The sequence below is a fragment of the Namhaeicola litoreus genome, assembly GCF_042679565.1.
GTDB lineage: Bacteria > Bacteroidota > Bacteroidia > Flavobacteriales > Flavobacteriaceae > Namhaeicola > Namhaeicola litoreus.
This window is the reverse complement of sequence record NZ_JBHTMY010000002.1, coordinates 819,683-844,542: the sequence shown is the minus strand read 5'-3', so window position 1 is coordinate 844,542 and position 24,860 is coordinate 819,683. Positions and strand designations below refer to the sequence as shown.

23 protein-coding genes are annotated in these 24,860 nt (G+C 35.4%); 14 read left to right on the top strand and 9 right to left on the bottom strand.

Annotated elements, in window-relative coordinates:
• From ACFQ39_RS05570 to ACFQ39_RS05535, 8 genes are all read left to right on the top strand, one after another.
• On the top strand, positions 1–1,839 hold the full coding sequence (locus ACFQ39_RS05570) for a sodium:solute symporter family protein (RefSeq protein WP_377177000.1): 1,839 nt from the start codon (positions 1–3) through the stop codon (positions 1,837–1,839).
• A 44-nt stretch (positions 1,840–1,883) separates the two neighbouring features.
• Positions 1,884–3,053 (top strand): glycoside hydrolase family 130 protein, encoded by a 1,170-nt coding sequence (locus tag ACFQ39_RS05565; RefSeq protein WP_377176999.1) that lies wholly within the window; start codon positions 1,884–1,886, stop codon positions 3,051–3,053.
• On the top strand, positions 3,053–4,258 hold the full coding sequence (locus tag ACFQ39_RS05560) for an AGE family epimerase/isomerase (protein ID WP_377176998.1): 1,206 nt from the start codon (positions 3,053–3,055) through the stop codon (positions 4,256–4,258). The genes ACFQ39_RS05565 and ACFQ39_RS05560 overlap by 1 nt, the downstream gene beginning before the upstream one ends.
• A 259-nt stretch (positions 4,259–4,517) precedes the next feature.
• On the top strand, positions 4,518–6,626 hold the full coding sequence (locus tag ACFQ39_RS05555) for a PDC sensor domain-containing protein (RefSeq protein ID WP_377176997.1): 2,109 nt from the start codon (positions 4,518–4,520) through the stop codon (positions 6,624–6,626).
• Positions 6,627–6,636: 10 nt separating this feature from the next.
• A complete protein-coding gene (locus ACFQ39_RS05550; RefSeq protein WP_377176996.1) occupies positions 6,637–7,725 on the top strand; it encodes a transporter substrate-binding domain-containing protein in 1,089 nt (362 codons plus the stop codon).
• 13 nt (positions 7,726–7,738) lie between these two features.
• On the top strand, positions 7,739–8,437 hold the full coding sequence (locus ACFQ39_RS05545; RefSeq protein ID WP_377176995.1) for a hypothetical protein: 699 nt from the start codon (positions 7,739–7,741) through the stop codon (positions 8,435–8,437).
• A gap of 213 nt (positions 8,438–8,650) precedes the next feature.
• Positions 8,651–9,199, top strand: coding sequence for an RNA polymerase sigma factor (locus ACFQ39_RS05540; RefSeq protein WP_377176994.1), 549 nt, complete (start codon positions 8,651–8,653; stop codon positions 9,197–9,199).
• A complete protein-coding gene (locus tag ACFQ39_RS05535) occupies positions 9,196–9,945 on the top strand; it encodes a tetratricopeptide repeat protein (RefSeq protein ID WP_377176993.1) in 750 nt (249 codons plus the stop codon). Before ACFQ39_RS05540 ends, ACFQ39_RS05535 begins: the two co-directional genes overlap by 4 nt.
• On the opposite strand, the gene ACFQ39_RS05530 is transcribed toward ACFQ39_RS05535, so the two are convergent.
• Entirely contained in the window at positions 9,942–12,794 is a 2,853-nt protein-coding gene (locus ACFQ39_RS05530) for a CHAT domain-containing protein (RefSeq protein ID WP_377176992.1), read from the bottom strand. The genes ACFQ39_RS05535 and ACFQ39_RS05530 overlap by 4 nt on opposite strands.
• 71 nt (positions 12,795–12,865) lie before the next feature.
• A complete protein-coding gene (locus ACFQ39_RS05525; protein ID WP_377176991.1) occupies positions 12,866–13,441 on the bottom strand; it encodes a DUF3109 family protein in 576 nt (191 codons plus the stop codon).
• 111 nt (positions 13,442–13,552) lie between these two features.
• Here ACFQ39_RS05525 and ACFQ39_RS05520 point away from each other — a divergent pair, with 111 nt between their 5' ends.
• Together ACFQ39_RS05520 and ACFQ39_RS05515 are read left to right on the top strand one after the other, a co-directional pair.
• On the top strand, positions 13,553–14,137 hold the full coding sequence (locus tag ACFQ39_RS05520) for a MarC family protein (RefSeq protein WP_377176990.1): 585 nt from the start codon (positions 13,553–13,555) through the stop codon (positions 14,135–14,137).
• Positions 14,138–14,153: 16 nt separating this feature from the next.
• Positions 14,154–14,762, top strand: a complete 609-nt coding sequence (locus ACFQ39_RS05515) for an FAD-dependent oxidoreductase (RefSeq protein ID WP_377176989.1) — start codon at positions 14,154–14,156, stop codon at positions 14,760–14,762.
• Here the strand turns inward: ACFQ39_RS05515 and ACFQ39_RS05510 are convergent.
• The 4 genes from ACFQ39_RS05510 to ACFQ39_RS05495 form a co-directional block, all read right to left on the bottom strand.
• Positions 14,752–16,347, bottom strand: a complete 1,596-nt coding sequence (locus ACFQ39_RS05510) for a S41 family peptidase (protein ID WP_377176988.1) — start codon at positions 16,345–16,347, stop codon at positions 14,752–14,754. The two genes, ACFQ39_RS05515 and ACFQ39_RS05510, sit on opposite strands and share 11 nt — an antisense overlap.
• Complete coding sequence (locus ACFQ39_RS05505; RefSeq protein WP_377176987.1) at positions 16,337–16,762, bottom strand: deoxycytidylate deaminase; 426 nt, start codon at positions 16,760–16,762, stop codon at positions 16,337–16,339. The genes ACFQ39_RS05510 and ACFQ39_RS05505 overlap by 11 nt, the downstream gene beginning before the upstream one ends.
• A 67-nt stretch (positions 16,763–16,829) precedes the next feature.
• A complete protein-coding gene (locus ACFQ39_RS05500; protein ID WP_377176986.1) occupies positions 16,830–17,414 on the bottom strand; it encodes a HupE/UreJ family protein in 585 nt (194 codons plus the stop codon).
• Positions 17,411–17,947, bottom strand: coding sequence for a TrmH family RNA methyltransferase (locus ACFQ39_RS05495; RefSeq protein ID WP_377176985.1), 537 nt, complete (start codon positions 17,945–17,947; stop codon positions 17,411–17,413). The genes ACFQ39_RS05500 and ACFQ39_RS05495 overlap by 4 nt, the downstream gene beginning before the upstream one ends.
• 186 nt (positions 17,948–18,133) lie before the next feature.
• Here ACFQ39_RS05495 and mutS point away from each other — a divergent pair, with 186 nt between their 5' ends.
• The 4 genes from mutS to ACFQ39_RS05475 all read left to right on the top strand — a co-directional run bounded on the left by mutS (position 18,134) and on the right by ACFQ39_RS05475 (position 22,590).
• Positions 18,134–20,704: a DNA mismatch repair protein MutS gene (gene mutS / locus ACFQ39_RS05490; RefSeq protein ID WP_377177540.1), complete on the top strand. Its 2,571-nt coding sequence runs from the start codon at positions 18,134–18,136 to the stop codon at positions 20,702–20,704.
• Between the two features lie 56 nt (positions 20,705–20,760).
• Positions 20,761–21,045, top strand: a complete 285-nt coding sequence (locus tag ACFQ39_RS05485; protein ID WP_377176984.1) for a Sec-independent protein translocase subunit TatA/TatB — start codon at positions 20,761–20,763, stop codon at positions 21,043–21,045.
• Between the two features lie 9 nt (positions 21,046–21,054).
• A complete protein-coding gene (locus ACFQ39_RS05480) occupies positions 21,055–21,624 on the top strand; it encodes a phosphatase PAP2 family protein (protein WP_377176983.1) in 570 nt (189 codons plus the stop codon).
• A 75-nt stretch (positions 21,625–21,699) separates the two neighbouring features.
• Positions 21,700–22,590, top strand: coding sequence for a hypothetical protein (locus ACFQ39_RS05475; protein WP_377176982.1), 891 nt, complete (start codon positions 21,700–21,702; stop codon positions 22,588–22,590).
• A 19-nt stretch (positions 22,591–22,609) separates the two neighbouring features.
• Here ACFQ39_RS05475 and lpxB read toward each other — a convergent pair whose 3' ends face one another.
• From lpxB to surE, 3 genes are read right to left on the bottom strand one after another with little or no spacing between them, the layout of a single operon-like run.
• Positions 22,610–23,740, bottom strand: a complete 1,131-nt coding sequence (gene lpxB / locus ACFQ39_RS05470; RefSeq protein WP_377176981.1) for a lipid-A-disaccharide synthase — start codon at positions 23,738–23,740, stop codon at positions 22,610–22,612.
• A gap of 22 nt (positions 23,741–23,762) precedes the next feature.
• Positions 23,763–24,053 (bottom strand): hypothetical protein, encoded by a 291-nt coding sequence (locus ACFQ39_RS05465; RefSeq protein ID WP_377176980.1) that lies wholly within the window; start codon positions 24,051–24,053, stop codon positions 23,763–23,765.
• Positions 24,038–24,805, bottom strand: coding sequence for a 5'/3'-nucleotidase SurE (gene surE / locus ACFQ39_RS05460; RefSeq protein WP_377176979.1), 768 nt, complete (start codon positions 24,803–24,805; stop codon positions 24,038–24,040). The genes ACFQ39_RS05465 and surE overlap by 16 nt, the downstream gene beginning before the upstream one ends.
• Positions 24,806–24,860: the final 55 nt, after the last annotated feature.

Here is a 24,860-nt window from a genome sequence, read left to right as displayed (position 1 = left end):
GTGAAATTTTTACACACCGCTGATCTACTCATCATTTTAGCCTACCTCATTTCGATTGTAGTGATAGGGCTCGTCTTAAGAAAAAGAGCGCAAAGAAGTAAAGACGATTATTTACTCGGCGGTAAATCGATACCCTGGTATATGCTTGGCCTTTCCAACGCTTCCGGTATGTTTGATATTTCGGGTACAATTTGGTTAGTTACACTTCTGTTTGTTTACGGTATCAAAAGTGCATGGATTCCATGGTTATGGCCCGTTTTTAACCAAATTTTTCTAATGGTTTATTTGAGTAAATGGTTGAGAAGGTCAAACGTTACCACCGGTGCAGAATGGATTGGAACGAGATTTGGCAAGGGAAAAGGCGGAAAAATGTCGCATACCATCGTTGTGCTTTTTGCACTATTGAGCTGTTTAGGGTTTTTGGCTTACGGCTTTATAGGTTTAGGCAAATTTGTTGAGATCTTTATCCCCTGGGAAAGTGTAAGTGCCTATGTGCCTTTTGCTGTAAACCCGGAATACGTACCTCATTTATATGGTATCATCTTTACCCTCTTCGCTATTTTTTATTCCTTATTAGGGGGAATGTCAGGTATTGTCTGGGCCGATGTGATTCAATTTACCATCATGACCATCGCTTCTATTGTGATCGCTTATTTGGGTTTTGTAGCCATTGGAGAAAACAAGCTTAATGTGCCTGAAGGATGGATGAGTCCTTTTTTTGGTTGGGAACTCAATATGGATTGGACCAATGTTATTCCTCAAGTTAATGATAAGATTAGATCAGATGGATATGAATTGTTTACCATCTTCTTTATGATGATGGTCTTTAAAGGTATTCTGGTGAGTTTAGCCGGTCCGGCTCCTAATTACGACATGCAAAAAATACTATCTACCAAATCCCCTCAGGAAGCATCGAAAATGAGTGGTTTTGTGTCTGTAGTCCTCATGCCCATTCGCTATTTAATGATCGCAGGATTTGCGGCCTTGGCATTGGTCTATTATGAAAAACTAGACCTACTTACTCCTGCCGGTCATATAGACTTTGAGTTGATCTTACCTTCCGCGATCAAAGTTTTTGTGCCTGTGGGTCTACTCGGTTTACTTTTGGCCGGATTACTGGCCGCCTTTATGTCGACCTTTGCAGGGACATTAAACGCAGCCCAAGCATATATTATCAATGATATTTATCTCAATAACAAAAAAACAGAGGCAACGGCAACCCAAATTAAATGGATGAATTACGGGTCCGGACTTTTAGTAGTCACCATAAGTATTGTGATGGGCTTTTTCGTTCAAGATGTAAATTCCATTCTACAATGGCTTGTTTCTGCTCTATTTGGAAGTTATGTAGTGGCTAATATCTTAAAATGGCATTGGTGGAGGTTTAATGGGCAAGGATTTTTCTGGGGAATGGTTGCCGGAATGGTACCTGCATTAATTCTCCCTGTGGTTCTTAAAGACACCTTAGATCTTTACTATTTTCCCATTTTATTAATTTCCTCTATTATTGGTTGTTGGGTTGGTACATACTCTGCACCTCCAACTGATGAAAATGTGCTAAAATCATTTTACAAAAATGTACGCCCATGGGGTTTTTGGAAACCCATTGAGGAAAAATTATTAGCAGAAGAACCTCATCTCAAGAAGAACAAAGACTTTAAAAGAGACATGTTGAATGTCTTTATTGGCACTATAGCCCAAACCGTATTGGTTTTACTTCCTATGTATTTGGTTTTTAGGCAAGGAACACCTTTTATTGTATTGATAATCGTGTTAATAGTATGTTCATTTTTATTGAAGAAGTATTGGTGGAATACCCTCGAGGAGCCTCTTGAATAATTTGAATTGCTTCATGAATTATTTATCTGTTAATTATTTACATTATGAAAATCAATCCATTTCATCATACTAAAAATCAGCACAAGAAGCTACTACAATTGAAGAACAAACCTTTAAAAAAAGGGAATGGTATTTTTAATCGATATAAAAACCCCGTGTTAACGGCTAATCACATACCATTGCACTGGCGATATGACCTTAACGAAAAGACGAATCCGTTTATGATGGAAAGGATTTCCGTTAATGCTGCCTTCAATTCCGGCGCCATCAAATGGAAGGATAAATACGTTTTGGTGGTGAGGGTAGAAGGTGCCGATAGAAAATCTTTCTTTGCAATAGCAGAAAGTCCAAATGGTATTGATCATTTTGAATTTTGGGAAAAGCCCATCGTAATTCCACAAATTCAAGATCATCCTGATACGAATGTCTATGATATGCGGTTAACGCAACATGAAGATGGTTGGATTTATGGTATATTTTGTACTGAAAGAAAAGATCCAAAAGCCCCACAAGGTGACACGAGTTCTGCCATTGCCAATGCCGGAATTGTAAGAACCAAAGATTTACTCCACTGGGATAGACTTCCGGATTTGGTATCGAATACAGGGCAACAAAGAAATGTAGTGTTGCATCCTGAATATGTCAATGGGAAATACGCACTTTATACCAGGCCTCAAGACGGATTTATCGATATTGGAGCCGGAGGAGGTATCGGTTTTGGCTATGTCGACAACATGGAAAATCCTATAGTAAAGGAGGAGAAAATTATCCAAAACAAAAAGTATCACACGGTTTATGAACTCAAGAACGGACAAGGCCCTGCGCCGATAAAAACTGATAAAGGTTGGTTGCATTTGGCCCATGGCGTTAGAAACACTGCTGCCGGTTTGCGCTATACTTTGTATATGTTTATGACGGATTTACATGACCTCACCAAAGTAACCCATCATCCGGCGGGATATTTTATGGCCCCGAACTACAAAGAAACCCTTGGGGATGTATCTAATGTGCTTTTCTGTAATGGCTGGATCAAAGATGACGATGGCAAAGTATATATCTACTACGCTTCTTCAGACACTAGAATGCATGTGGCGCTTTCTGATGTAGATCGCTTGTTGGATTATGTGATGAACACGCCTGAGGACAAATTTACTTCCTCTGGTTCTGTAGAAAATATCCTTGAATTAATCGAAAAAAATAAAGGCTTGTATTGATGCATCCAACTCAAAAAATACTCGCCAAAGAAATGGGTGCCGAATTGGAGCGTATTTTGAATTATTGGCAAGTTTTTAGTCTGGATAAAGACCATGGAGGGTTTATTGGGGAGCGAGATTTTTACAACCATCCTATAGAAAAAAGCAACAAAGGAATTATTTTAAATTCCAGAATTCTCTGGTCGTTTGCGGCTGCGTCAAATCATCTAAAATCAAATCGTTTCGCAGAGATCTGCGACCGTAGCTTTGATTATGTATATACTTTTTTCAGAGATAAAGCGTTTGGTGGTGTTTTTTGGGAACTCGATTTTCAAGGAAATCAAATTAATTCCAGAAAACAGGTCTATGCACAAGCCTTTATGGTCTATGCCTTGTCTGAATATGTGAAATTCAATAAGAATAAACAAGCACTGAATTGGGCTATTGATTTATTTGCATTGATAGAGAAACACGCCTATGATAATACATACGGTGGTTATACAGAAGCATTTTCTAGAGATTGGAATCTCATTTCTGACATGCGTTTGAGTGCGAAAGATGCCAATGAAGCCAAAACCATGAATACGCATTTACATGTTCTGGAGGCATATACTACACTTTACCAAATTGCTCCAACTCATCTTTTAAAAACAAGATTAGAAGAATTGATTTTGCTTTTTCTCGACACATTTTTCGATGCTGAAACAAATCATTTTCAACTTTTCTTTGACGAAAAATGGCAGACTAAAGGTGAAATTGTCTCTTATGGGCACGATATCGAGGCAGTCTGGCTTCTCATTGAAGCCGCGAAGGTAATTGGTAATGAAGAATTGCTGAATAGGGCTAAAGGGCTAGCACTTAAAGTCGCATCCACATTTATTGCGGAGGGAATGGATAGCGACGGAGGTGTTTATTACGAATACAACCTGCGCAGTAAAGTGCTCGATACTGATAAACACTGGTGGCCACAGGCAGAGGCCATTGTAGGTTTAAACTACGCTTATGAAATTTCAAAAAAAGAAATTTATTTAAACAAAGCCCTCAAGATTTGGAATTTTACCAAAGATCATGTCATCGATCCAAAAAACGGCGAATGGTACTGGAGCGTAAATCAACAGAAAGAACCGAATATTTCTATGTATAAATTGGGTTTTTGGAAAGCCCCTTATCACAATTCTAGGGCCTGCATGAAAATGATGAATGTACCGTCTTATAACTCTATTTGAAAAAAACAAGTTGGTCTACCAACCACGAATCTTTACTTTCCCATTTTTTAACACCATGTGATTTCCAAAATTATTTTGCAAGCTATTTAGAGCTAATGGCATCGCGGTTATAAGGAATTATAAAAAGTCTTTTTCATGATATGATTTTTAGATATTTCTGAAAACATCATGACGAATTAAGAAATAATCCCATCGTAAGTCATTATAAACTTAACATTTATTAAATTTATGCAATAAACAAATCTTGCCAATCACTTCCATGTTTAAGAATAAAGCATTTTACCTCGCCATTTTGGCTATTTTTTTTAGTCTTTTTTTATATTCTCTTTTTGATTATATAAAATTCAATAAAGACAAGGACAGACTATCTTATGAAAATGGAATCAATAAAAAAGATGAGGTTAAAGTAGCCTTGCAAGCGGCAATAGATTCCGTTGAAAGTTACTCAATATATCTATCTGAACTTCTTTCTAAAAGAGCCTATTCTAAGAAAGAACTAGAAAACCTGATTAAAAGGGAAGCTCAAAAGAATGACTTTAGCATTGGTGTCACGGTTGGTTTTGAGCCAGAAATCGCAAATGAATCAAAAGTATTATATGCGCCTTTTTATTCTAAGTTTGAGAATAAAATATCGTATGTTGAGGAGTCTTATGACTATACAAATGATTCTCTTGAAACGGCAAAATGGTATACCGAGGTTATAAAAAAACAAAAAGGAAATTGGAGTGATCCCTATATTGGTAAAGTTGCGCAGAAGTTAATTCTAGATTACGGCATTCCTTTTTATCGAACAAAGGAACAAGGCGTGAAAGAAATAGGGGGTGTTATTTCATCAACGATTTCTTCAGCCTATATTAATGAATATCTGCATAAAATTACCATGGGCAAGAGCGGTTTTGCCTTTATTGTCAATAAGAATAAATACCTTATTTCACATCCCAGTACTGCACTATTAACCGATCCAGAAAAATTTAATCAAGATTTAATAAATAACCCGGCTTTTTCAGAAATTTTTGAGAAGGAAGAAGGCCAAATAAGTGTCTACAGTGAAATAGCTCAGGAGGAAGCCAACTACTATTATTCTCATTTAAAAAATGAATGGGTGCTGGTGGTTGTTCTGCCTCAACAAGATCTGATCAATTATACCAGAGAAGGCAATGAGAAACTTATACGTTTGACTATTTTTTTAAGTATTTCGCTTATCCTTTTACTACTCATATATTTTAAGGTTTGGACAGGTAAAACCAATTACCTCTGGAAATTCTCGAATTTGACGGCTTTGATTTTACTTTTCAATATTATTTTTATTTGGATTATTTATATTTCACACGACACCAACAACAGGTTTTATGGAGAATCTAAAGTACTAGGTGAAAATAGCATCATTAATTATGTGAACAAAAAGAATGTAGAATTAAAACAACTCAATCCCAAACAAGAGTTTATAGAAATCCCCACAGGCATATTCATATATGATATCGACTTAAAAAATGCTTATGACGTAGCGATTCAAGGAAAAATTTGGCAAAAAATACCTGACGGATTTACTTCGGAAAACGACTTCAACTTTGTGTTTCCACAAGCTTCTGCGACCGGTATCTCGGTGAGAATTAGGCCCATGTTTAAAAAGAAAATAGATGATTATTGGTTGTACAGATATGATTTTAATGCCACCTTACAATTTGATTTCAACTACTTAAAATATCCTTTAAATACCAAAAGATTGGATCTACAATTGACGTATCCCAATATAGATGAACATGTTATATTGACCCCCGATTTAGGCTCCTATGACTTTACTGATCCGTATTTAAAACCAGGTATTAGCGACGATATTTATATGCCAGATTCCAAAATTCTATCTTCCTTTTTTACATTTAACGAACATAATTTCAGATCAGATTTAGGGAATTCAGAATTTAATGGTTTAAAAGAAGCATCTGTGTTAACCTATAATGTCTTGATCAAAAATGTCATTATTAGCTCTATCATCACCTATGTAGTGCCCATTCTTATCGTTGCTATGCTTATTTTCCTATTGCCCTTCACAGTGAGTCAAAAAGAGGATAAATCTAAAGAGGGAAGTTCTTTGAGTATTATTCAAGCGGCTGGTGGGTTCTTTTTTGTTCTATTATTATCGCATATACAGCTGAGATCGAATATTGAAACTCCGGGACTTACTTATCTAGAAACTTTTTATTTTGTGATGTATTTCATGCTCGTTATTATGTCGTCTGCCGTGTTGTTATTTTTAAAAACCAATAAATATCCAATTTTAGAATACAAAGAGAATCTTATCTTTAAATTGAGTTATTGGCCCATACTTTTAATGAGTATCTATTTAATCTCACTATTTTTATTTTTTTAGACACTTTATTATGTCCGCCAAAAATATTTTTGTTTTTGTATTTAGCTTGTTTCTTCAATTTAGTTTTGCTCAGGAAAACTTTGATCTGACTGAAAAGGACACGATTGTTATTGGCTATAGTATTAACCCTCCTTTTATTTATAAGAACAATGATAAACTTGTAGGTTTAAGTTATTGGATGTGGGAAGAACTTATCAAAGAGGAAACCACCATTTATAAATACAGAGAACTACCTTTAGATAGCTTGTTAAACGGCTTAAAAAAAGGAACAATTGATTTGGTCATTTCTCCTCTTACAATTACCAGTGAAAGAAATGACTATATAATGTTTACTTACCCCTATTACATAAGTAATTCGACTTTTATGGTACATGCCATCACAAATAAAGAGCGTTTTTTAACCATTCTTTCCTCTGTATTTAGCTGGTCTTTCTTTAAAATTCTATTGACCTTGTTTCTATTATTATTTGTTTTTGGTGTCTTGGTGTGGTATTTTGAACGAAAGAAAAATTCGGAAGAATTTAGCAGCGATTCCAGGGGAATATGGCATGGACTGTGGTGGTCTGCTGTAACTATGACTACCGTAGGTTATGGAGATAAATCTCCAAAAACTGTGGGCGGAAGAGTGATTGGTTTGATCTGGATGTTTGCCGGGCTTATCTTGATTTCGAGTGTAACTGCGAGTATAACCTCTTCCTTAACTGTTGATAAGTTAACCTATACCGTTGATGACATTCACAACTTTAGAAAAAAAAATATTGGCACTGTAAATAATTCGGCCACCGAAACTTGGTTGACAAATCATTTCTTTTCCAATGTAAAAACCTATGAATCTTTTGAAGAATTAATTCATGGATTTAGGGAAAATGAGATTGACATGGTTGCCTATGATGAACCCCTTTTACAATTTACAGTTCAAAATGAGCCCAATGAAAATTGGACTATCTTAAATATTTCGTTTAATGAATCTATGTATGGTTTTGGCGCGTCAAAGCAACTTCCTTTAAAAAGGAGGGATGAGGTCAACGAAAAATTACTTCATTTAAAAGAGACTGATAAATGGAATCAACTACTCGTTGAGTATGACCTTGATAAATAATAATACTAATCATATGATGAAAGATAAATTATTGCAAAAAAAAGATACTAAAATTGTTCTGTATGCAGCGATATTTGCCGTTTTCGCATTTTTGTTTTTACATACTTTTTTTGGATATGGCGTCAATGATTTTACCATAGAAATTCTTGCAGCTACCTTAGGGGCCTCCTTTACGGTGGCTGCCATGATGGTGGTGATGAAAATCCAATCGAGAGATGAAAAGGAAAGTGAATTTTCTAAGCGTTTGTTCGATAAAAAAATTGAACTATATCAATCCATCTTAAAGGCTATTTTTAAAATGGACGATGACAATATTATCGACCAAAAAGAAATTCAACATATAGAAAACAAGATTGGTGAGGCTGCCTTAGTTGCCAGTGCTCTATTGGTCTCAGGGTTTTCTCAGTTCGTTTGTCAGCTCAAAATTTATGGTTGCTTGTATGCCAGAAGTATGACGAAAAAACAAATCGAACATTTTGTACAATTCTTTAATGAAAATCGCAATTACCTTTCTTTTGATTATGCCGCTTTAAAAGAGCCTTTAACCGTTGATAATTTTGAAGATTACTTTGTGAGTTTGGATAATATCATCCAATTAATTCGGGAAGATTTATCTGTTGTTGAGGGAGATATTGAAGCACTCATCGAAAATTTCGTACAAATGCCTATGGATAAATTTAAATTGATGAAAAACCCAAATGTTGTAGATTGATTTCTAGATTTATGTAGTACGATTTTTTTGCCATTTTTAAGCGTTTCAAAATAAATAAACCCCTTTAATAATGGTCAATAATTCATCAACCTAGCTTGTTTTTTTTACCTCCTCTCGAAATCAAAATTTGTTAAATAAATTGCTTGTTATTTCAAAAAAATAAATCAATTTTGATTAAAGAAAAATAAAAGGGAAATTTATTTTAACTATTGAATGGAGCGTTCTGATTCAGACGAGATTATAGCAAGTATCAAGGAAGGAGATCCCCTTCCATTGCAAAAAGTTTATTCTGATCACAGAGAGGCATTTCTACATTATGCTGTCGGATTTGGCTTAGATGAAGAAGATGCGAAAGATATTTATCAAGAATCTATACTTGTATTTAGAGATAATATTTATAAAGGCCACCTCAAGAAATTATCTTGTTCTGTAAAAACCTATTTATTTTCTATTGGAAAAAATAAAATTAGAGAGCATTTGCGCAAGGAAAAAAGGAGCAGAGATGTTAAAAATGTGTTAATTGAAGAAACTGATGAAGTTTTGTATGTTAACCTATTTGAAGAAGAACCATCAATAAGAGAATTGCAGCTACAAAAAGTGTTTTTAAAACTTGGAGACCGTTGCAAGGAAATATTAAAATTGTCGTTTTTGCAAGGCTATAGCTTGGATGAAATTACAGAGATTTTAGATTACAGCAGTAAAAATGTCTTAAAAAGTCAAAAATCACGTTGCCTTAAGCAACTTAAAGATCTTATATTATGAATCCGGAACAAGAAGAATTAATCGAAAAGTATTTTTCGAATTCCTTAAATAATGAAGAAACTTTACTCTTTGAAAAATTATTACAAAATGATTACGATTTTAAAGAGGAGTTTTTATTTCAGAAAGACTTGAAAAAGGCTTTAGAAAGGCAACAAAGAGCAGAAATAAAAGCAGGTCTTCAAGAATTGGAGAAAAGCTATTCCAAAAAAAGAGTAATTCCCTTAAAAAAATGGTTACTTGCTGCAAGCATTGCCCTACTCTTTGGCCTGGGATACACTTTTTATCACAATTATAAAACCCAGCAACCCGATTACTTGTTCACATCTAATTTTGAGCCATACCGCAACGTGGTTAAGCCCATTGAGCGAGGAGCCACTTCTGAAGATATAGAAACAAAGGCTTTTTCGGCATACGAAAACAAAGCATATTACAAAGCCATCAATTTATTCAATTCTATACAACCAAAAGATCAGGAATACGTTCAGTTTTATAAAGCCATGTCGTATTTGTCTCTTCATAAAAATGAAGAGGCTATAGAGCTTCTGCTCCCCCTCGCTACCCGACCTGATAAAGCAGATGCCCTATTTAAATGGAATGCCAAGGCCAACTGGTATTTAGCTTTGGCCTATTTGGGAGATGATCAAATAGAAAAAGCTATTTCTCAGTTCTTAGTTGTGGTAAGTAATCCTGATTGCGTTTACAAAAAAGAAGAGGCTAAAGCCATTTTAGCCAAATTGCAGGCTTAAGACCTTATCTTTTTAAAAATTAAAATCAGGAGGAAAAGTGATAGGAAAACCCCGCCGTATAGATACCAATTTAAAGAAAAAGGTTGAGGCAAAGGGTTGGTGTTCCCATTAATCACAAAGCCAGCCCAAAAATAGGGATGAGCCAAATTAGGGTCTTTATTCTTTTCAAGATATTTTATTTTAGCCTGACGCAAGGCATAGGATTTATTCTTACCCTTCTTGAGTTCTTTATAAAAATTTACCATTAACTCTTCCGTTTCTTTATCAGGAACTTTCCAGAGACTCATCATTATTGCCGGGACTCCAGATAAGTGAAATGCTCTTGCCAAACTCATCACGCCTTCTCCTTTTTCTATCGTTCCAAAACCAGTAAAACAGGCACTTAAAACGGCCAAATTCGCTTTAATCCCAGCAACTGCGATCTCTGATGAAGTGAGCTTTGAACCGGAAAAATCTAATTTATTCATGGTATAGTCTAAAGAATCCAGCTCACCATGTGTGGCGAGATGCTGAATGGAATAAGAAGTGCTGTTTTTAAAAAAGTTCTCCTTAGAACAATCTTCCCCTTTAAAAATAAATCCATTTAACAGTTGCCCGATTTTTTCGACTTCAGTAGAACTTGCAGAAATAGTTCTGTCATCTTGAAAATCAGGCGTATATCCAATCCAATAGTTTGAGCAATCATAGGTAAATTCAGGCCTATTTACCTCCAAAAACAACCTAACCGAACTTGCATAACTGATGTTAAAATTCTGCACTACATACTCGTTTTGACCATCAATTAATGCCTCAAAGGGAAGATAATTCAATTCTCCATCAGGAATAATGATCAAGTCATATCTACCATCATCAATTTTATCATCCAGGAGAAACTGATATAAGGTTTTTCCCACAGCAGTCAAGTTTTCCTTTTGCAACAACTTCAATTGAAATTCTTCAATACTACTACTTACTTTTTCTGCCTCAATGTTTTTAACAAAATCCCATTTGTTTTTATTGATAAAAAAGGTGTAAACATCTTTTTCACCTAAAAAATAACTAAGCATCTGAGCATTTTCCGAGATATTTTCTGAAACGAATTGAAGGGTTAATTCTTGGTTAGGAAGCTTTGTTTCTTTGAGATATTTTTCTTTGATACTTCTCTGCAGGCTATCTAAATTGCGATTTAGCCTAAGTCTGTCAGATAACAGTTTGCTCAATTCTTCTTTTTGAGTTTCTCCTGTTCTCAAATCATGGATATTCATATTCATAGCACTCAGCTCTCTTTTAAGGCTTTGTTCTTGTTCTAAGAGTTCAGTAGGAACTCCATATGTCTTCCATATTTTCTCCTGAGTAAAACCCTGCAATAACAAATGATTTCTGTTTTTATCCGAAAGAGAAAAGGCCTTATCAGCGTATTTCATATCTCCAGTATATTGGTACAATAACCAACATGTATTGATACCCCCTTCAAATACTTTATGATAATCATTGGCCACTAAGATTTTTGCATGTTCTGAAGAATAGTTGTTTTTGGCAAACTCGATTAATTCGAGCTGTTCTTCCAATAATTCCATTTTCTCAAACAAAAGCGCTGTTTCCTTCGTTTCTTCATATTCTTCTAGAAGCCATTCTCCTTCTAAATTCAAAGCCTCTAAAATCTCAAAGGGCGTATAAACATAATTGAGATTTTTATCTTCATAATTCACATTTTTATACACTTCGTCTATAGATCGACGAAATAACTCTTCGTCTTTGTTCTTTTTAGCAAATGAAGCGAGGTACAAATAATTTTCTGCAATCTGCAAATAGGTGTCTCCGTATATTTTTCTGTTGATCTTGGTTGAGCTTTCGAGCAAAGGGATTACTTTTTCCGGGCTTATTTCCTCCATTACATAAAGCTTTCCCAAAGTGTTTTTTGCCATGGCCAAATTGGGAAGGTTGTTTGTCCTTTCTGCAATTTCAATAGATTCCAACAAGTGTTTTTCTGCTTTTGTAGGTTGATCATCCTTCATTAATACCCTCGCCAGATCGTAATGTGCTTCGCTGGTCCACTTATGGTCATTACCATAAGTGTTTTTTCTTATTTCTAAAGCTCTTTCAAGCATTTCTATGGCTCTTTTATATTTACCTTTTACAGATAAGATATTGGCGTAATTGGTATACACAAAAGTCATATTTGGATTAAATTCTCCATATGATTTTACACCTACATCCATTGCTTTTTCTGCGTAAAACTCAGCCTTAGTAATTTCTTGGTTGTAATTGTATAAATGTGCCAAGCCAATATATACATCGGATAAAAAAGAAAGTCGCTCGGGATTTTTAAGCAAGAATTTTTCTGCTTCCAAATACAAGTCCAATGCTTCATCAATTTTACTCAAATCTTCATAGGCAATTGCCAAGTTATAGGCAGATACTGCCATTTCATTGGCCTCAGCGCCCAATTTCTTTTTTAAGTCATATGATCGCTTATAATAGAATTGTGTGCTGTCATAATCGTATAAAAAATAATACCCTACACCCAGTCTGTTATAAGCTGATGCAATTTTAAGACTATCATTTATTTTTTTAAAAAGTGCCAAGGATTTATGCGAAGTAGAAATGGACTTTTCATATTCGCCGAGACTAATTTCAACATTGCTCAATGTATAATACGTTTTTGCCATCAGCTCCTCAGAAGAATTTGTCTCAATTAGTTCTTGAAGTAGCTCATTTCCAATCAAGTACGCTTTTTCAAATTGACCCTCTCGGTTAAGAGAATCAATTTTTTTATTTGTCTGATCTACAAAAGATGCCTCGAGATTCTGAGCCTTTAAAGGCAAAATTGAAAGTATAAAAAGAAGCGTTTTTAAGTAATAATTTTTCAATATATTTTCACATTTATTTAACAATTCACTGTCAAATAAACAAATCTTTTGTGAATTATAAAAGATCAGACTTACTTATTGAGATAATATTGCTCTGCCACTAATTCCAATTCTTCGTACCAATCTGCACCAAACTTTCTAATGAGCGCTTCTTTCAAGAATTTATACACCGGTAACTCCATACTTTTGCCCAATGCACAGGCATCATTACATATGTCCCAATGACTGTAATTCACGGCAGAAAACTCAGAAAACGCTTGGATCCTAACAGGGTATAAATGACAAGAGATAGGTTTTTTAAAATCAATTAGTCCTTTATTAAAAGCCTGCTCAATACCACAGAGAGCAATGTTTTTGTGGTCGAAAATTACATAGGCACATTCACCACCCTCAATAAGTGGTGTTTCAAAATCGCCCTCATCGTTCTGAATATAGGTGCCATGTTTCTCAATGGTATCCTGTCCCTGCTTTCTTAAAAGTGGTTTAACCGTAGGATAAATACGTTCTAGTATTTTCCTTTCATCTTTTTCAATTGGCGCCCCTGCCTCTCCATGTATACAACAAGCTCCTTTACAAGCACTTAAATTACAAAGAAATTGCTTTTCTATCACATCTTCAGAAACCAGTGTTTTATCAATTTGAAACATTTGCTCTATTATTTGTTGGCAAATTTACCCCAATTTTATCAGAAAAATAATTGATTTTGAAGTAGAATTATTGACTATCTTTGCACGCTCAAAAAAAATAAGCATTTTGTTATGGTACTAGATTTCAAGGAAATACTTACTGCATCGATGGTTTTATTTGCGGTGATTGATATTGTTGGAAGCATTCCAATCATTATTAGTTTGCGACAGAAAGTTGGTCATATCCAATCTGAAAAGGCCTCTATCGTAGCAGTGATCATTATGATTACATTTTTGTTTGTAGGAGAAGAAATTCTAAAACTAATTGGTATTGATGTCAATTCTTTTGCTGTTGCGGGTTCGTTAGTCATTTTATTCCTCGCCTTAGAAATGATTCTGGGGATTCAATTATACAAAGAAGAAAATCCTGAGACGGCTAGCATCGTTCCTATCGCCTTTCCGCTCATTGCAGGAGCTGGAACCATGACTACCTTGCTATCAATCAAAGCTGAGTTTGAGACCATCAATATCATTATTGCCATTATTATCAATATGATCTTTGTATATTTCGTTTTAAAATCTTCAAAAAAAATAGAGCATATTTTAGGAAAGGGTGGAATTAATGTGTTGAGAAAGATTTTTGGTGTAATTTTATTGGCCATTGCCGTGAAGTTATTCGCTTCAAATGCCATGGGATTATTCAATAGTTTGCCATAATTTATGCTTTACGATCATGATTTTTGATGTTTTAATTTTAGGCGGAGGGGCAGCAGGTATGTCTTGCGCTTTGGTTTTAGGTTCCGCTCAAAACAAACCTTTTGGAAAAGAAAAAAGAATTGGTATCGTTTTACATCAGCGCTCCTCTGCTCTCGATAGAGCTGTTTTTTACAATGCTTTGGGATTGGAACCGGGGTTATTAGGAAAAGATATTCTACAAAAAGGGGCTGATCAATTATCTAAATATTATCCTGACATTAAGCAAATAACAAAAGAAAAGGTGGTCAACATTGAGCAAAACCAAAATGTGTTTGCTGTTAAAACCAATAAGAATAGTTATTTCGCTAAAAAAATTGTCATCGCTATTGGACCCTCGAATCTGAATCAAATTGCTGGAATTAAAGAGTTTATTATTCCTCATCAGAAAATTGAAGCTGTTAAAGAGCGCATCCAATTAAAAAATACGGATCATTTAGTTAAAAAAGATATGTATGTGGCTGGCGTTTTAGCCGGACACAGAAGTCAGTTTGCCATTGCCTGTGGCAGTGGTGCAGCAGTAGCAACAGATATTTTAACCGAGTGGAACCATGGCAAACACACCATGATTCACGACGCTATTGATTGATAGGAATTTCGTTTTTTTCTAAATCCATCACCTTTTTCAACATTTCATCTTCTCTATTCATCAATTTATAAAATGCATTTGAATCGAAAAGTTGTTGCGCAAACAATGCTTTGAGGTAAAGCTGAACCATTTTTTCATCAGCTTTTAAATCTTTGTAGTGAAAACTGTCTTTTAACCCTTCAGAATATTCTTCATAAATCTTTTGATCGCTATCGAAGCTTTTATCAAACTCTTCAAAAGTGAGACCGTCGAATTGCTCTCTATGGTTATCTATATAATCAAAAACAAATGTGTTTAAGCGAGAATAATGAATCCGATCAATATACTGGGTGGTGTCTAGTGGCACAAATACATCCGGGATAATTCCTCCTCCTCCATAAACAACTTTACCTTTGGGTGTGACATATTTTAAAGTGTCGTTTACTTTTATGCTGTCTCTACTCAACAATTCTCCTTCATTATAACGATTTTCATATTCAACATAATAATCTTCCACGTCATCACTATACGGTTTTTGAATGGATCTACCTGTTGGCGTATAATATCTCGATACTGTCAATCTAACCGCAGAACCATCACCCAATTCCATTTCTTGCTGAACCAACCCTTTGCCAAAGGATCTTCTTCCAACTATAGTTCCTTTATCATTGTCTTGCAAAGCGCCAGCCACGATTTCACTTGCTGAGGCAGAAGCTCCATCTAAAAGCACATATACCTGCCCTTCTTCAAAATCTCCTTTGGCTGTAGCAAAAGTCTTATCTACCTTCTCGCGCTTATTTTTGGTAAAAACAATTAGTTTTCCATCTTCTAAAAACTCATCAATTATTTTGGTCGCTACTTGTAAAAAGCCACCAGGATTTTGTCTTAGGTCCAAAACGAGCTCTTTCATTCCTGCTTCTAACAAATCATCTAGTGCATCTTTAAACTCATCATAAGTAGAAGCCGCAAATTTGTTTATTTTTATATATCCTAATTCATTGTTTAGCATATAGGCGGCATCTACACTTTCTATGGGCACATCACCTCGAATAATGGTAAACGGCAATTCTTGATTTTCCATTTTCCTGTATACGGTTATATCGACCTTAGAATTTGGCTCTCCTTTGAGGGTTTTAATAATGTAATTGTTGTTGAGCTTTTTACCGTATAAGGTGTCGTTGTTGGCGGTTAAAATTCTATCTCCAGCTTTTAAACCTGCTCTTTCACTTGGACCATCTTTAAGCACCTTTATCACGGTTAACGAATCGTTTAACATGTTAAATTGCACGCCAATTCCAACAAATTTACCTTCCATGGTTTCTGTAATCGATTGTAGGTCTTGAGGAGGAATATAGGTTGAATGCGGATCTAGTTTACTCAGCATATCCATGATGGTATGATCGAGTAAGCTATCTGTATCTACATCATCAACATAATCGTATTGAATAAAATCAATTAACCGTTTGATTTTCTTTTCTTGGGAATTGCCCCCAAACAAAAGGACTGTTTCTTTTTTATAATCTAAATTGGTCCCAATAAAAATCCCTAGCACAACGGCTATGGCTATATAAATTGGTAATAATATTTTCGTTTTGTTATTCATCATGCAAGTGCACCAATTCTACATTGGCTCTATCTAAAAATTCAAGTCCTGATATGTCTTTATACGCCGTTTGGTAAACCACTCTTGTAATCCCAGATTGATGGATGAGCTTGCTACATTCTTTGCAAGGTGACATCGTAATATATAATGTTGCCTCTTTGCAAGATTGTGTAGATCTAGCTACCTTTAAAATGGCGTTTGCTTCTGCGTGTAATACATGCCATTTTGTATATCCCTCTTCATCTTCACAATTATTTTCAAAACCACTCGGTGTGCCATTATACCCGTCAGAAATAATCATTTTATCTTTTACAATAATCGCACCAACCTGACGGCGTTTGCAATAAGACAATTTTGCCCATTCGCTGGCCATTCTCATATAAGCCAGATCATATTTTTTTTGCTTTCTCTTATTCATCGCATGTATCACACTTTGACAATTTGGACAAATTTCGCCAAAACTCTGTGCAATTTCTGTTAAATTTTTACCAAAAAACCCTTTCAATAAGCATAGGAATCGTCATTCCTGCAACGATAGATGAAATGACTAAAATCCAATCTCTTTTTGAAACTTTAAAGATATTTTGAATAATTATGCCAAACAAGAGTACAATGAAAACAATTATCATTTGCGCTAATTCTATCCCTAAGGCAAATTCTATCAAAGGTAAAAGTTTGTTTTCTGCTTTACCGACGATCATTTCAAAATAACCTGAAAAGCCCATGCCATGTACCAAACCAAAGAAAAAGGCAAAAAAAACATTGATAGACAAGCCTTTACTCTTGAGATTTCTTTTGATGAAAAGAATATTTACCATGCCCGTTACAAAAATTGTGAGAGGAATAAGAAACTCTATCCATTCTGACTTTAATCTAAAAATTTGAAAGACAGACAATGCCAATGTGAGTGTATGTCCAATCGTAAAAGCCGTAATCATCGCCAATATTTTTTTCCAATCTTTGAACTGATAAATCACCACCAGCGCGATTAAAAATAAAATATGGTCGTAGGCGTTCTTATCTAACACATGAAACAGGCCTCTTTGCACAAAAAAACTGAAATCATTCATACTACATTTTTAAATTTTTGAAAAAGATCCCATAAAACAACACCGCAACTCACAGAAATATTGAGTGAGTGTTTGGTTCCAAATTGAGGAATTTCAAGACATAAATCACTTGCCGTTACAACCTTTTGTTGAACGCCTTTCACCTCGTTCCCAAAAATAACAGCTAACCTTGTTATTCCTTGTGCACTAAATTCGTTTAAATAAAGACTATTTTCAGCTTGTTCAATCGATGCTACCGTAACTCGTTCATTTTGTAAATCAGCGATGAGGTCCATTACATTTTCTCGGTATTCCCAAGTAACAGACTCTGTTGCTCCCAAAGCGGTTTTATGAATTTCTTTGTGTGGAGGCTGAGCTGTAATGCCGCAGAGATAAATCTTTTCTACCAAGAAGGCATCAGCGGTTCTAAAAACAGAGCCAATATTGTTTAAGCTTCTTATATTATCTAAAATAATGATGAGCGGTATTTTCTTAGCCTCTTTGAATTCTTGAATCTCCAAGCGACCCAATTCGCTGTTTTTCAATTTCCTCATTCTTTCGATCTAATTTTCGTCCGCGAAATTAATCAATTCCCATTAACAAAAATTGAAAACGAACCAGATTGATCGTATATTTTTCATCGGTAGAGTTCATATCGCAGCAATAATTTTATATTTGCAGGAACGGCATTTTTTTCAACATAAAAGCAAATTCCTTTGGCTAAAAAAGTCACTCCATTAATGCAGCAATACAACAAGATCAAGAGTAAATATCCTGATGCACTGCTGTTGTTTAGGGTGGGCGATTTTTACGAAACTTTTGGTGAGGATGCCGTTCATGCTTCAAAAATCTTAGGTATCGTTCTCACTAAAAGAGGAGCCGGCAGTACGTCTGAAACACATTTAGCCGGATTTCCGCACCATTCTTTAAATTCTTACTTGCCAAAACTTGTCAAAGCCGGTTTGCGCGTGGCCATTTGCGACCAGTTGGAAGATCCCAAAATGACCAAAACCATCGTAAAACGAGGAGTGACTGAACTTGTTACTCCAGGTGTTGCTTTAAATGACGAGGTCCTTCAATCAAAAAACAATAATTTCTTGGCGGCTGTTCATTTTGGAAAAAAGTACATCGGCGTGTCTTTTTTAGATATCTCTACGGGTGAATTTCTTACGGCGCAGGGAAACGAAGAATACATAGATAAGTTATTGCAAAATTTCAAACCCAGTGAGGTTTTGGTTCAAAAGCAATTCAAACAAAAATTCTCTCAATTCAAAGCTAATTTTTATACTTTTTACCTAGATGATTGGGTATTTCAACACGAGTTTGCCCATGAAAGTCTTTGTAAGCATTTTAAAGTAAAGTCGCTCAAAGGTTTCGGTATCGAGGATCTTGTAGATGGAATTACCGCATCTGGAGCTGTATTGTTTTATTTATCAGAAACACAGCACAATAATATTTCTCATATTTCTCAAATCAAACAGATTCATCAAGATAAATATGTTTGGATGGATCGATTTACTTTACGCAATTTGGAACTGCATGCCTCCAATGCAGCAGACGGAATTTCGCTTTTAGACATCATCGATCAAACCGTTTCACCCATGGGAGGAAGACTCTTACGCCGATGGCTTTCTCTACCCTTAAAAGATTTACAAGAAATTAAGGAAAGACAAAGTATAGTTAAATATTTGATCGAAAAGGAAAGCGATTTTGAAAAGATATGGGGTCAAATTAAATCGATGAGTGATTTAGAGCGCTTAATTTCTAAAGTCGCAACCGGTAAAATTAGTCCAAGAGAAGTTGTGATGCTCAAAAACTCACTCCTAGCAATATCCCCCATTAAAGAGATCGGATTAAAAAGCGGAATCGAAGGGTTGGTAAATTTGGCCAATAACCTGGACCCTTGTCCGGAACTTACCCAAAAGATCAGTCAAACATTAAATGAAAATGCTCCGGTAAATATCAATAAAGGAAACAGCATTGCGGAAGGTGTTTCTGAAGAACTTGATGAATTGCGTTCACTTTCTTCCTCAGGAAAATCCTATTTGGATCAAATGGTTGAAAGAGAAATAGAAAGAACCGGAATTTCATCGTTAAAAATCGCTTTTAACAATGTTTTTGGTTACTATATTGAAGTACGGAATACCCATAAAGACAAAGTGCCAGAAGAGTGGATTAGAAAACAGACTTTGGTTTCTGCCGAGCGATATATTACAGAGGAGCTCAAACATTATGAATCAAAAATATTAGGCGCTCAAGAAAAAATCGCTGTATTAGAGCAAGAAATTTACGGGCAATTAATCGATTTCTTGTTACAATTTGTTCAGCCCATTCAAAAAAGTGCGTCTCAAATTGCGCGCTTAGATTGTCTTTGTGCTTTTGCCCAAAATGCTATCCATTACAATTTTGTCAAGCCCGTTCTGGATGATAGCACTGATTTAGATATAAAAAACGGTCGACATCCGGTGATTGAAAAACAATTGCCTCCGGGTGAAGCTTATATCGCGAATGATGTGGTTTTAAACCGAAACCAACAACAAATCATCATGATTACCGGACCTAATATGAGCGGTAAATCGGCTATTTTAAGACAAACAGCCCTTATTGTTATTTTGGCTCAAATGGGAAGTTATATCCCTGCTCAAAATGCCAAAATTGGTCTTGTAGATAAAATTTTTACCCGTGTTGGCGCTAGTGATAATATCTCGATGGGTGAATCGACCTTTATGGTAGAAATGAATGAAACAGCCAGTATTTTGAATAATCTTTCAGAACGAAGTTTGATTTTGTTAGACGAAATTGGGCGCGGTACAAGTACCTATGATGGGATTTCTATCGCCTGGGCCATTGCAGAATATCTCCACAATCACCCTACAAAACCCAAAACCCTATTTGCCACACATTACCATGAACTAAATGATATGTCTGAATCTTTTGACCGCATTAAGAACTACAATGTTTCGGTCAAAGAATTAAAAGACAATGTTATTTTTCTGAGGAAATTGGTCCCGGGAGGGTCGAAGCACAGTTTTGGTATACATGTAGCGAAACTTGCAGGTATGCCTAATGAAGTTGTTTTTAAAGCGAATAAAATTTTAGAAAGACTAGAAAAAAGTCATGCCTCAGAAGATGTGCAAGAAAAGCTAAGACAACACAAGCAAGAAGATCTGCAGTTGAGTATCTTTCAGTTAGACGATCCTCTATTGGAGGAGATCAAAGATGAAATCATGCGCACAAATATAGATACCCTTACACCGATCGAAGCTCTAATGAAACTTAACGAAATAAAAAGAATGCTGATCAAAAAATAGGCATTCTCGCAGCGCATAACTCAATTATTATATCTTTGTACTAAATTTTTAATTGTATGTTTCTATTTATCAGTGGTGCCGAAATTTTTGTGATTTTGATCATTGTTGTCATGCTTTTTGGTTCTGAAAAGATTCCTGAAATAGCAAGGGGTTTGGGCAAAGGGATGCAACAACTAAAAAATGCCACGAATGAGGTGAAAAAAGAAATCGTTGAGAGTGGGATCGAAAAAAAAATAGACACTCAGTTTACCAAAGACATTACAAAAGAGGTGAGTAAAATTAAAGATAAAGTGCAAGATAATATCGATGATATCACCGGTCCGATTAAACGAAATTTGTAAATGAGTTTTTTGGATAAATTAATCAATTCTGATAAAGAACTTTTTATCTATTTAAATGGTTTGGGCAATGAAAGTTGGGATCCTTTTTGGGTTGCCGCTACAAACATGTTGAGTTGGATACCTCTTTTTCTTTTTTTTATCTATTTGATGTACCGTTTTTTCGGATTAAAAAAAACAATTGCTCTGGTGGTTATTGTGGCATTATTGATCACTTTTTCTGATCAGTTCGCCAATTTAATCAAATACTCGGTAGGAAGATTGCGTCCTAATCGAGATCCTGAGATCAATACATTTATTCGAATTCTAAAAAACAACAAAAGTTTCAGTTTTTTTTCTGCACATGCAGGGACTTCGATGGCTGTAACGACTTTTGTTTATTTCACATTGCGTAAGAAAATAAAATACGCGGGTTTGTTTTTTATCTGGCCTTTGTTTTTTGCTTATAGTAGAATCTACATTGGTGTTCACTTCCCACTAGACATTTTAGCCGGAGGAATTTTTGGAGTTATCACCGGTATACTGTTTTATAAGGTAAGTTTAAAAATATTAGACCAACCCTTTTTAAATTCGCAGGGTTAACACTAATTTTGACATGATAAATGTTAGTGTTTTTTATATTTATACCCTTTAAATTTATCTCTCAAATATTCAGTAATGAAAAAAATATTCTTCCTATTCTTTGTTGCAAGTCAATTCATTCTCTCAAATACATATGCTCAAAAACTATCTCCTTATATCGAAGTAGGTGATTATGCCGAACATATTTCTCAAGCCACTAAAAAAGTAAGCGAAAATTTAGAAGCCAAAGGTTTTGAAGTGATCGGTGTTTATAATCCTGGTGGGAAACCCAATTTAAAGGTTGTTGTTTTTACCAGAAATGATCTTCAAAAGGTATCATTAAAAGTAGCTGACCGCGGGGCACTTGCTTCGGCCTTGAAGGTAGGATTAAAATCTAATGCCAACGGAACTACCATCAGTTATTTAAATCCAGATTACCTATTTAATGCCTATTTGAGAAATGAATTTCCTACTCACGAATCACAACTCAAAATTATTTCTAAGGACGTCTCCGCTGCTTTGAGCAGTTTAGGAAGTCTCAATCGGCCATTTGGCGGCTCTTTATCTGTCAAAGATCTAAGAGAATATCAATATAAAATGATGATGCCTTACTTTACAGATCCTGTAAAGCTTAGATCATTTGCTTCCTTTGAGGAAGGTGTAGATAGAATAAGTAGCAATTTGGCAAAAGAAAAGGGCAATACGAAAATGGTGTATAAAATGATTTTTTCAAGTGAAAAGGTTGCCGTTTTTGGTGTGGGTCTACACGATAAAGAAAAAGGCGAATCTCATTTTTTACCCATTATTGGAGAAGATCATTTAGCGGCTATGCCTTACGAAATTATTCTTCAAGACAAGCAAGCGACCATGCTTCACGGAAGATATCGAATAGCCTTACATTGGCCTGATTTAACTATGGGTACTTTTATGAAAATTATGAGTACACCCGGTGATATTGAAGATATGCTAGAGGATTTATGTGAATAATTTCTGTTTGAGATATTTTTTAGCTTCGGACATCTTTTACTTCGGCTCCGACGATTAACTTCGCGGTTTTTTGACTCGCCCCTTTTCCACCTAAAATTTGTTCCAACTGATAATAGTCTTCAAACATTTTAGTGCGCTTTTCTTGATCTAAAACATCTTTTAAAGCCTTTTTTAAATTCTTTTTGTTAAAGTCGTTTTGGATGAGTTCCTTTACACATTCTCTATCTAAAATGAGGTTTACCAAAGAAATATATTTGATGTTTTTCACCAAACGTTTTCCTATTTCATAAGACAATTGGTTGCCCTTATAACAGACAACTTCGGGTATTTTGAACAAGGCTGTTTCCAGCGTTGCCGTACCTGAGGTGACCAAAGCAGCATAAGATACAGAAAGTAGATCGTAGGTTTTATTTTGTATGATCTTTACTCTATTATCGGCAATTATTGATTGATAAAACGACAAATCCTGGCTTGGTGCTCCAGCAACAACAAATTGATAGTTTGGAAATTCATCAATCATTTTAAGCATGACACTCAAGATTTTCTTGATTTCCTGCTTACGGCTACCCGGCAAAAGTGAAATAATCGGTTTTTCGTTCAAATTATTTTCAAGCCTAAATTTATTGGGGTCTACCAAAGGACGATTTGCGATGGCATCCAACAATGGATGACCCACATAATGCACCGGATATTGATGTTTGTTTTCGTAAAAATCCTTCTCAAAAGGGAGTATCACATACATTTGATCAACATCCCGTTTGATTTGATGAATCCTGTTCTCCTTCCAGGCCCAAATTTGTGGAGAAATATAATAATGCGTTGGAATTTTCTCCTTTTTCGCAAATTCTGCAATTCTCAAATTAAATCCCGGATAATCAATAAAGATGATCAAATCGGGTTGGAATGAAAGAATATCTCGTTTACAAAATTTAATATTACTCAAAATGGTGCCGAGGTTCAATATTACTTCTACGAAACCCATAAAAGCCAAATCGTGATAATCTTTGACTTTAGTTCCTCCAACAGCCTCCATAAGACTACCTCCCCAAAAACGAAAATCTGCCTTAGGATCCTCGTTCAATAATGCCTTCATCAAGTTTGCACCATGTAAATCTCCCGAAGCTTCACCTGCAATGATGTAATATTTCATTTTTAATAAAAATTTATGGCGTTTATATAAACTGAGCAATTAAAACCAGAAAGGCAATCAAAAAACAAGCCATCAATACACCACGAGCCCTGTAATCTTGTTTCTTTTTAATGAAAATAAAAAAGACGAACAAATTTGGAATGGCCGCTAAACCTAAAACCTTTCCATACAGGTCACCTTCTTTAATCATTTTGAGGGTTGTGCTAAAACTATATTCCGAAACGAATTCGATATATAAATAAAGGCTAAAAAAAACGGCGAGTAATCCGATACCAAAGCCAATAAAAACTTCTTTTTTTATTTGAGATCCCATTGATTTAGTTCTGCTATTGTGTGGTGTGCTGTGAGGTCGAAATGAACAGGAACAACAGAAACAAAGCCGTTCTCCAATGCCCATACATCTGTATCTTCTCCGTGATCCAAATTAACAAACTTACCTGTTAGCCAATAATATTCCTTTCCTTGAGGATTGATTCTTTTATCAAATTCTTCTACCCAGTTGGCTCTTGCTTGTCTGCAGATTTTTATTCCCTCAAATTTTTTCACTTTTGGAAAATTTACATTGAGAACAACGCCATCGGGTAATCCGTTTTTAAGTACTTCTTGGGCAATTTTTTTGACAATGGGCTTTAGCGGTTTAAAATCTGCATTCCAAGAAAAATCGAGCAATGAAAATCCAATGGCCGGAATCCCTTCAATTCCTGCTTCGATAGCCGCACTCATAGTACCCGAATAAATAACATTGATCGAAGAGTTGTTTCCGTGATTGATTCCTGATACACAGAGATCCGGTTTTCTATCCATTATTTCACTCACCGCCATTTTTACGCAATCTGCGGGGGTGCCTGAGCAACGAAATTCGTTCTGTGGAACGTCATCAGTCGAAATGTTTTCACAATAAATCGTGGAATCGAGAGTTATAGCATGACCCATTCCACTTTGTGGACTATCGGGTGCCAAGACGACAACATCTCCTATTTCATTCATTACCTCAAGTAAGGTGCGAATTCCAGGAGCAGTAATACCATCGTCATTGGTAACTAAAATAAGCGGTTTTTTTTGCATGAATCTTATCCTTGACACAAAAGTAAGCTATTTTGAAAAATGGCAAATCAATTTA

Bases quoted from the DNA above. Each gene is read 5' to 3' on its own strand.
- ACFQ39_RS05565 (WP_377176999.1), top strand. From the start codon at position 1,884: ATGAAAATCAATCCATTTCATCATACTAAAAATCAGCACAAGAAGCTA.
- ACFQ39_RS05560 (WP_377176998.1), top strand. From the start codon at position 3,053: ATGCATCCAACTCAAAAAATACTCGCCAAAGAAATGGGTGCCGAATTG.
- ACFQ39_RS05555 (WP_377176997.1), top strand. From the start codon at position 4,518: ATGTTTAAGAATAAAGCATTTTACCTCGCCATTTTGGCTATTTTTTTT.
- ACFQ39_RS05550 (WP_377176996.1), top strand. From the start codon at position 6,637: ATGTCCGCCAAAAATATTTTTGTTTTTGTATTTAGCTTGTTTCTTCAA.
- ACFQ39_RS05545 (WP_377176995.1), top strand. From the start codon at position 7,739: ATGATGAAAGATAAATTATTGCAAAAAAAAGATACTAAAATTGTTCTG.
- ACFQ39_RS05540 (WP_377176994.1), top strand. From the start codon at position 8,651: ATGGAGCGTTCTGATTCAGACGAGATTATAGCAAGTATCAAGGAAGGA.
- ACFQ39_RS05535 (WP_377176993.1), top strand. From the start codon at position 9,196: ATGAATCCGGAACAAGAAGAATTAATCGAAAAGTATTTTTCGAATTCC.
- ACFQ39_RS05525 (WP_377176991.1), bottom strand. From the start codon at position 13,441: ATGTTTCAAATTGATAAAACACTGGTTTCTGAAGATGTGATAGAAAAG.
- ACFQ39_RS05520 (WP_377176990.1), top strand. From the start codon at position 13,553: ATGGTACTAGATTTCAAGGAAATACTTACTGCATCGATGGTTTTATTT.
- ACFQ39_RS05515 (WP_377176989.1), top strand. From the start codon at position 14,154: ATGATTTTTGATGTTTTAATTTTAGGCGGAGGGGCAGCAGGTATGTCT.
- ACFQ39_RS05510 (WP_377176988.1), bottom strand. From the start codon at position 16,347: ATGATGAATAACAAAACGAAAATATTATTACCAATTTATATAGCCATA.
- ACFQ39_RS05505 (WP_377176987.1), bottom strand. From the start codon at position 16,762: ATGAATAAGAGAAAGCAAAAAAAATATGATCTGGCTTATATGAGAATG.
- ACFQ39_RS05500 (WP_377176986.1), bottom strand. From the start codon at position 17,414: ATGAATGATTTCAGTTTTTTTGTGCAAAGAGGCCTGTTTCATGTGTTA.
- ACFQ39_RS05495 (WP_377176985.1), bottom strand. From the start codon at position 17,947: ATGAGGAAATTGAAAAACAGCGAATTGGGTCGCTTGGAGATTCAAGAA.
- mutS (WP_377177540.1), top strand. From the start codon at position 18,134: ATGCAGCAATACAACAAGATCAAGAGTAAATATCCTGATGCACTGCTG.
- ACFQ39_RS05485 (WP_377176984.1), top strand. From the start codon at position 20,761: ATGTTTCTATTTATCAGTGGTGCCGAAATTTTTGTGATTTTGATCATT.
- ACFQ39_RS05475 (WP_377176982.1), top strand. From the start codon at position 21,700: ATGAAAAAAATATTCTTCCTATTCTTTGTTGCAAGTCAATTCATTCTC.
- lpxB (WP_377176981.1), bottom strand. From the start codon at position 23,740: ATGAAATATTACATCATTGCAGGTGAAGCTTCGGGAGATTTACATGGT.
- ACFQ39_RS05465 (WP_377176980.1), bottom strand. From the start codon at position 24,053: ATGGGATCTCAAATAAAAAAAGAAGTTTTTATTGGCTTTGGTATCGGA.
- surE (WP_377176979.1), bottom strand. From the start codon at position 24,805: ATGCAAAAAAAACCGCTTATTTTAGTTACCAATGACGATGGTATTACT.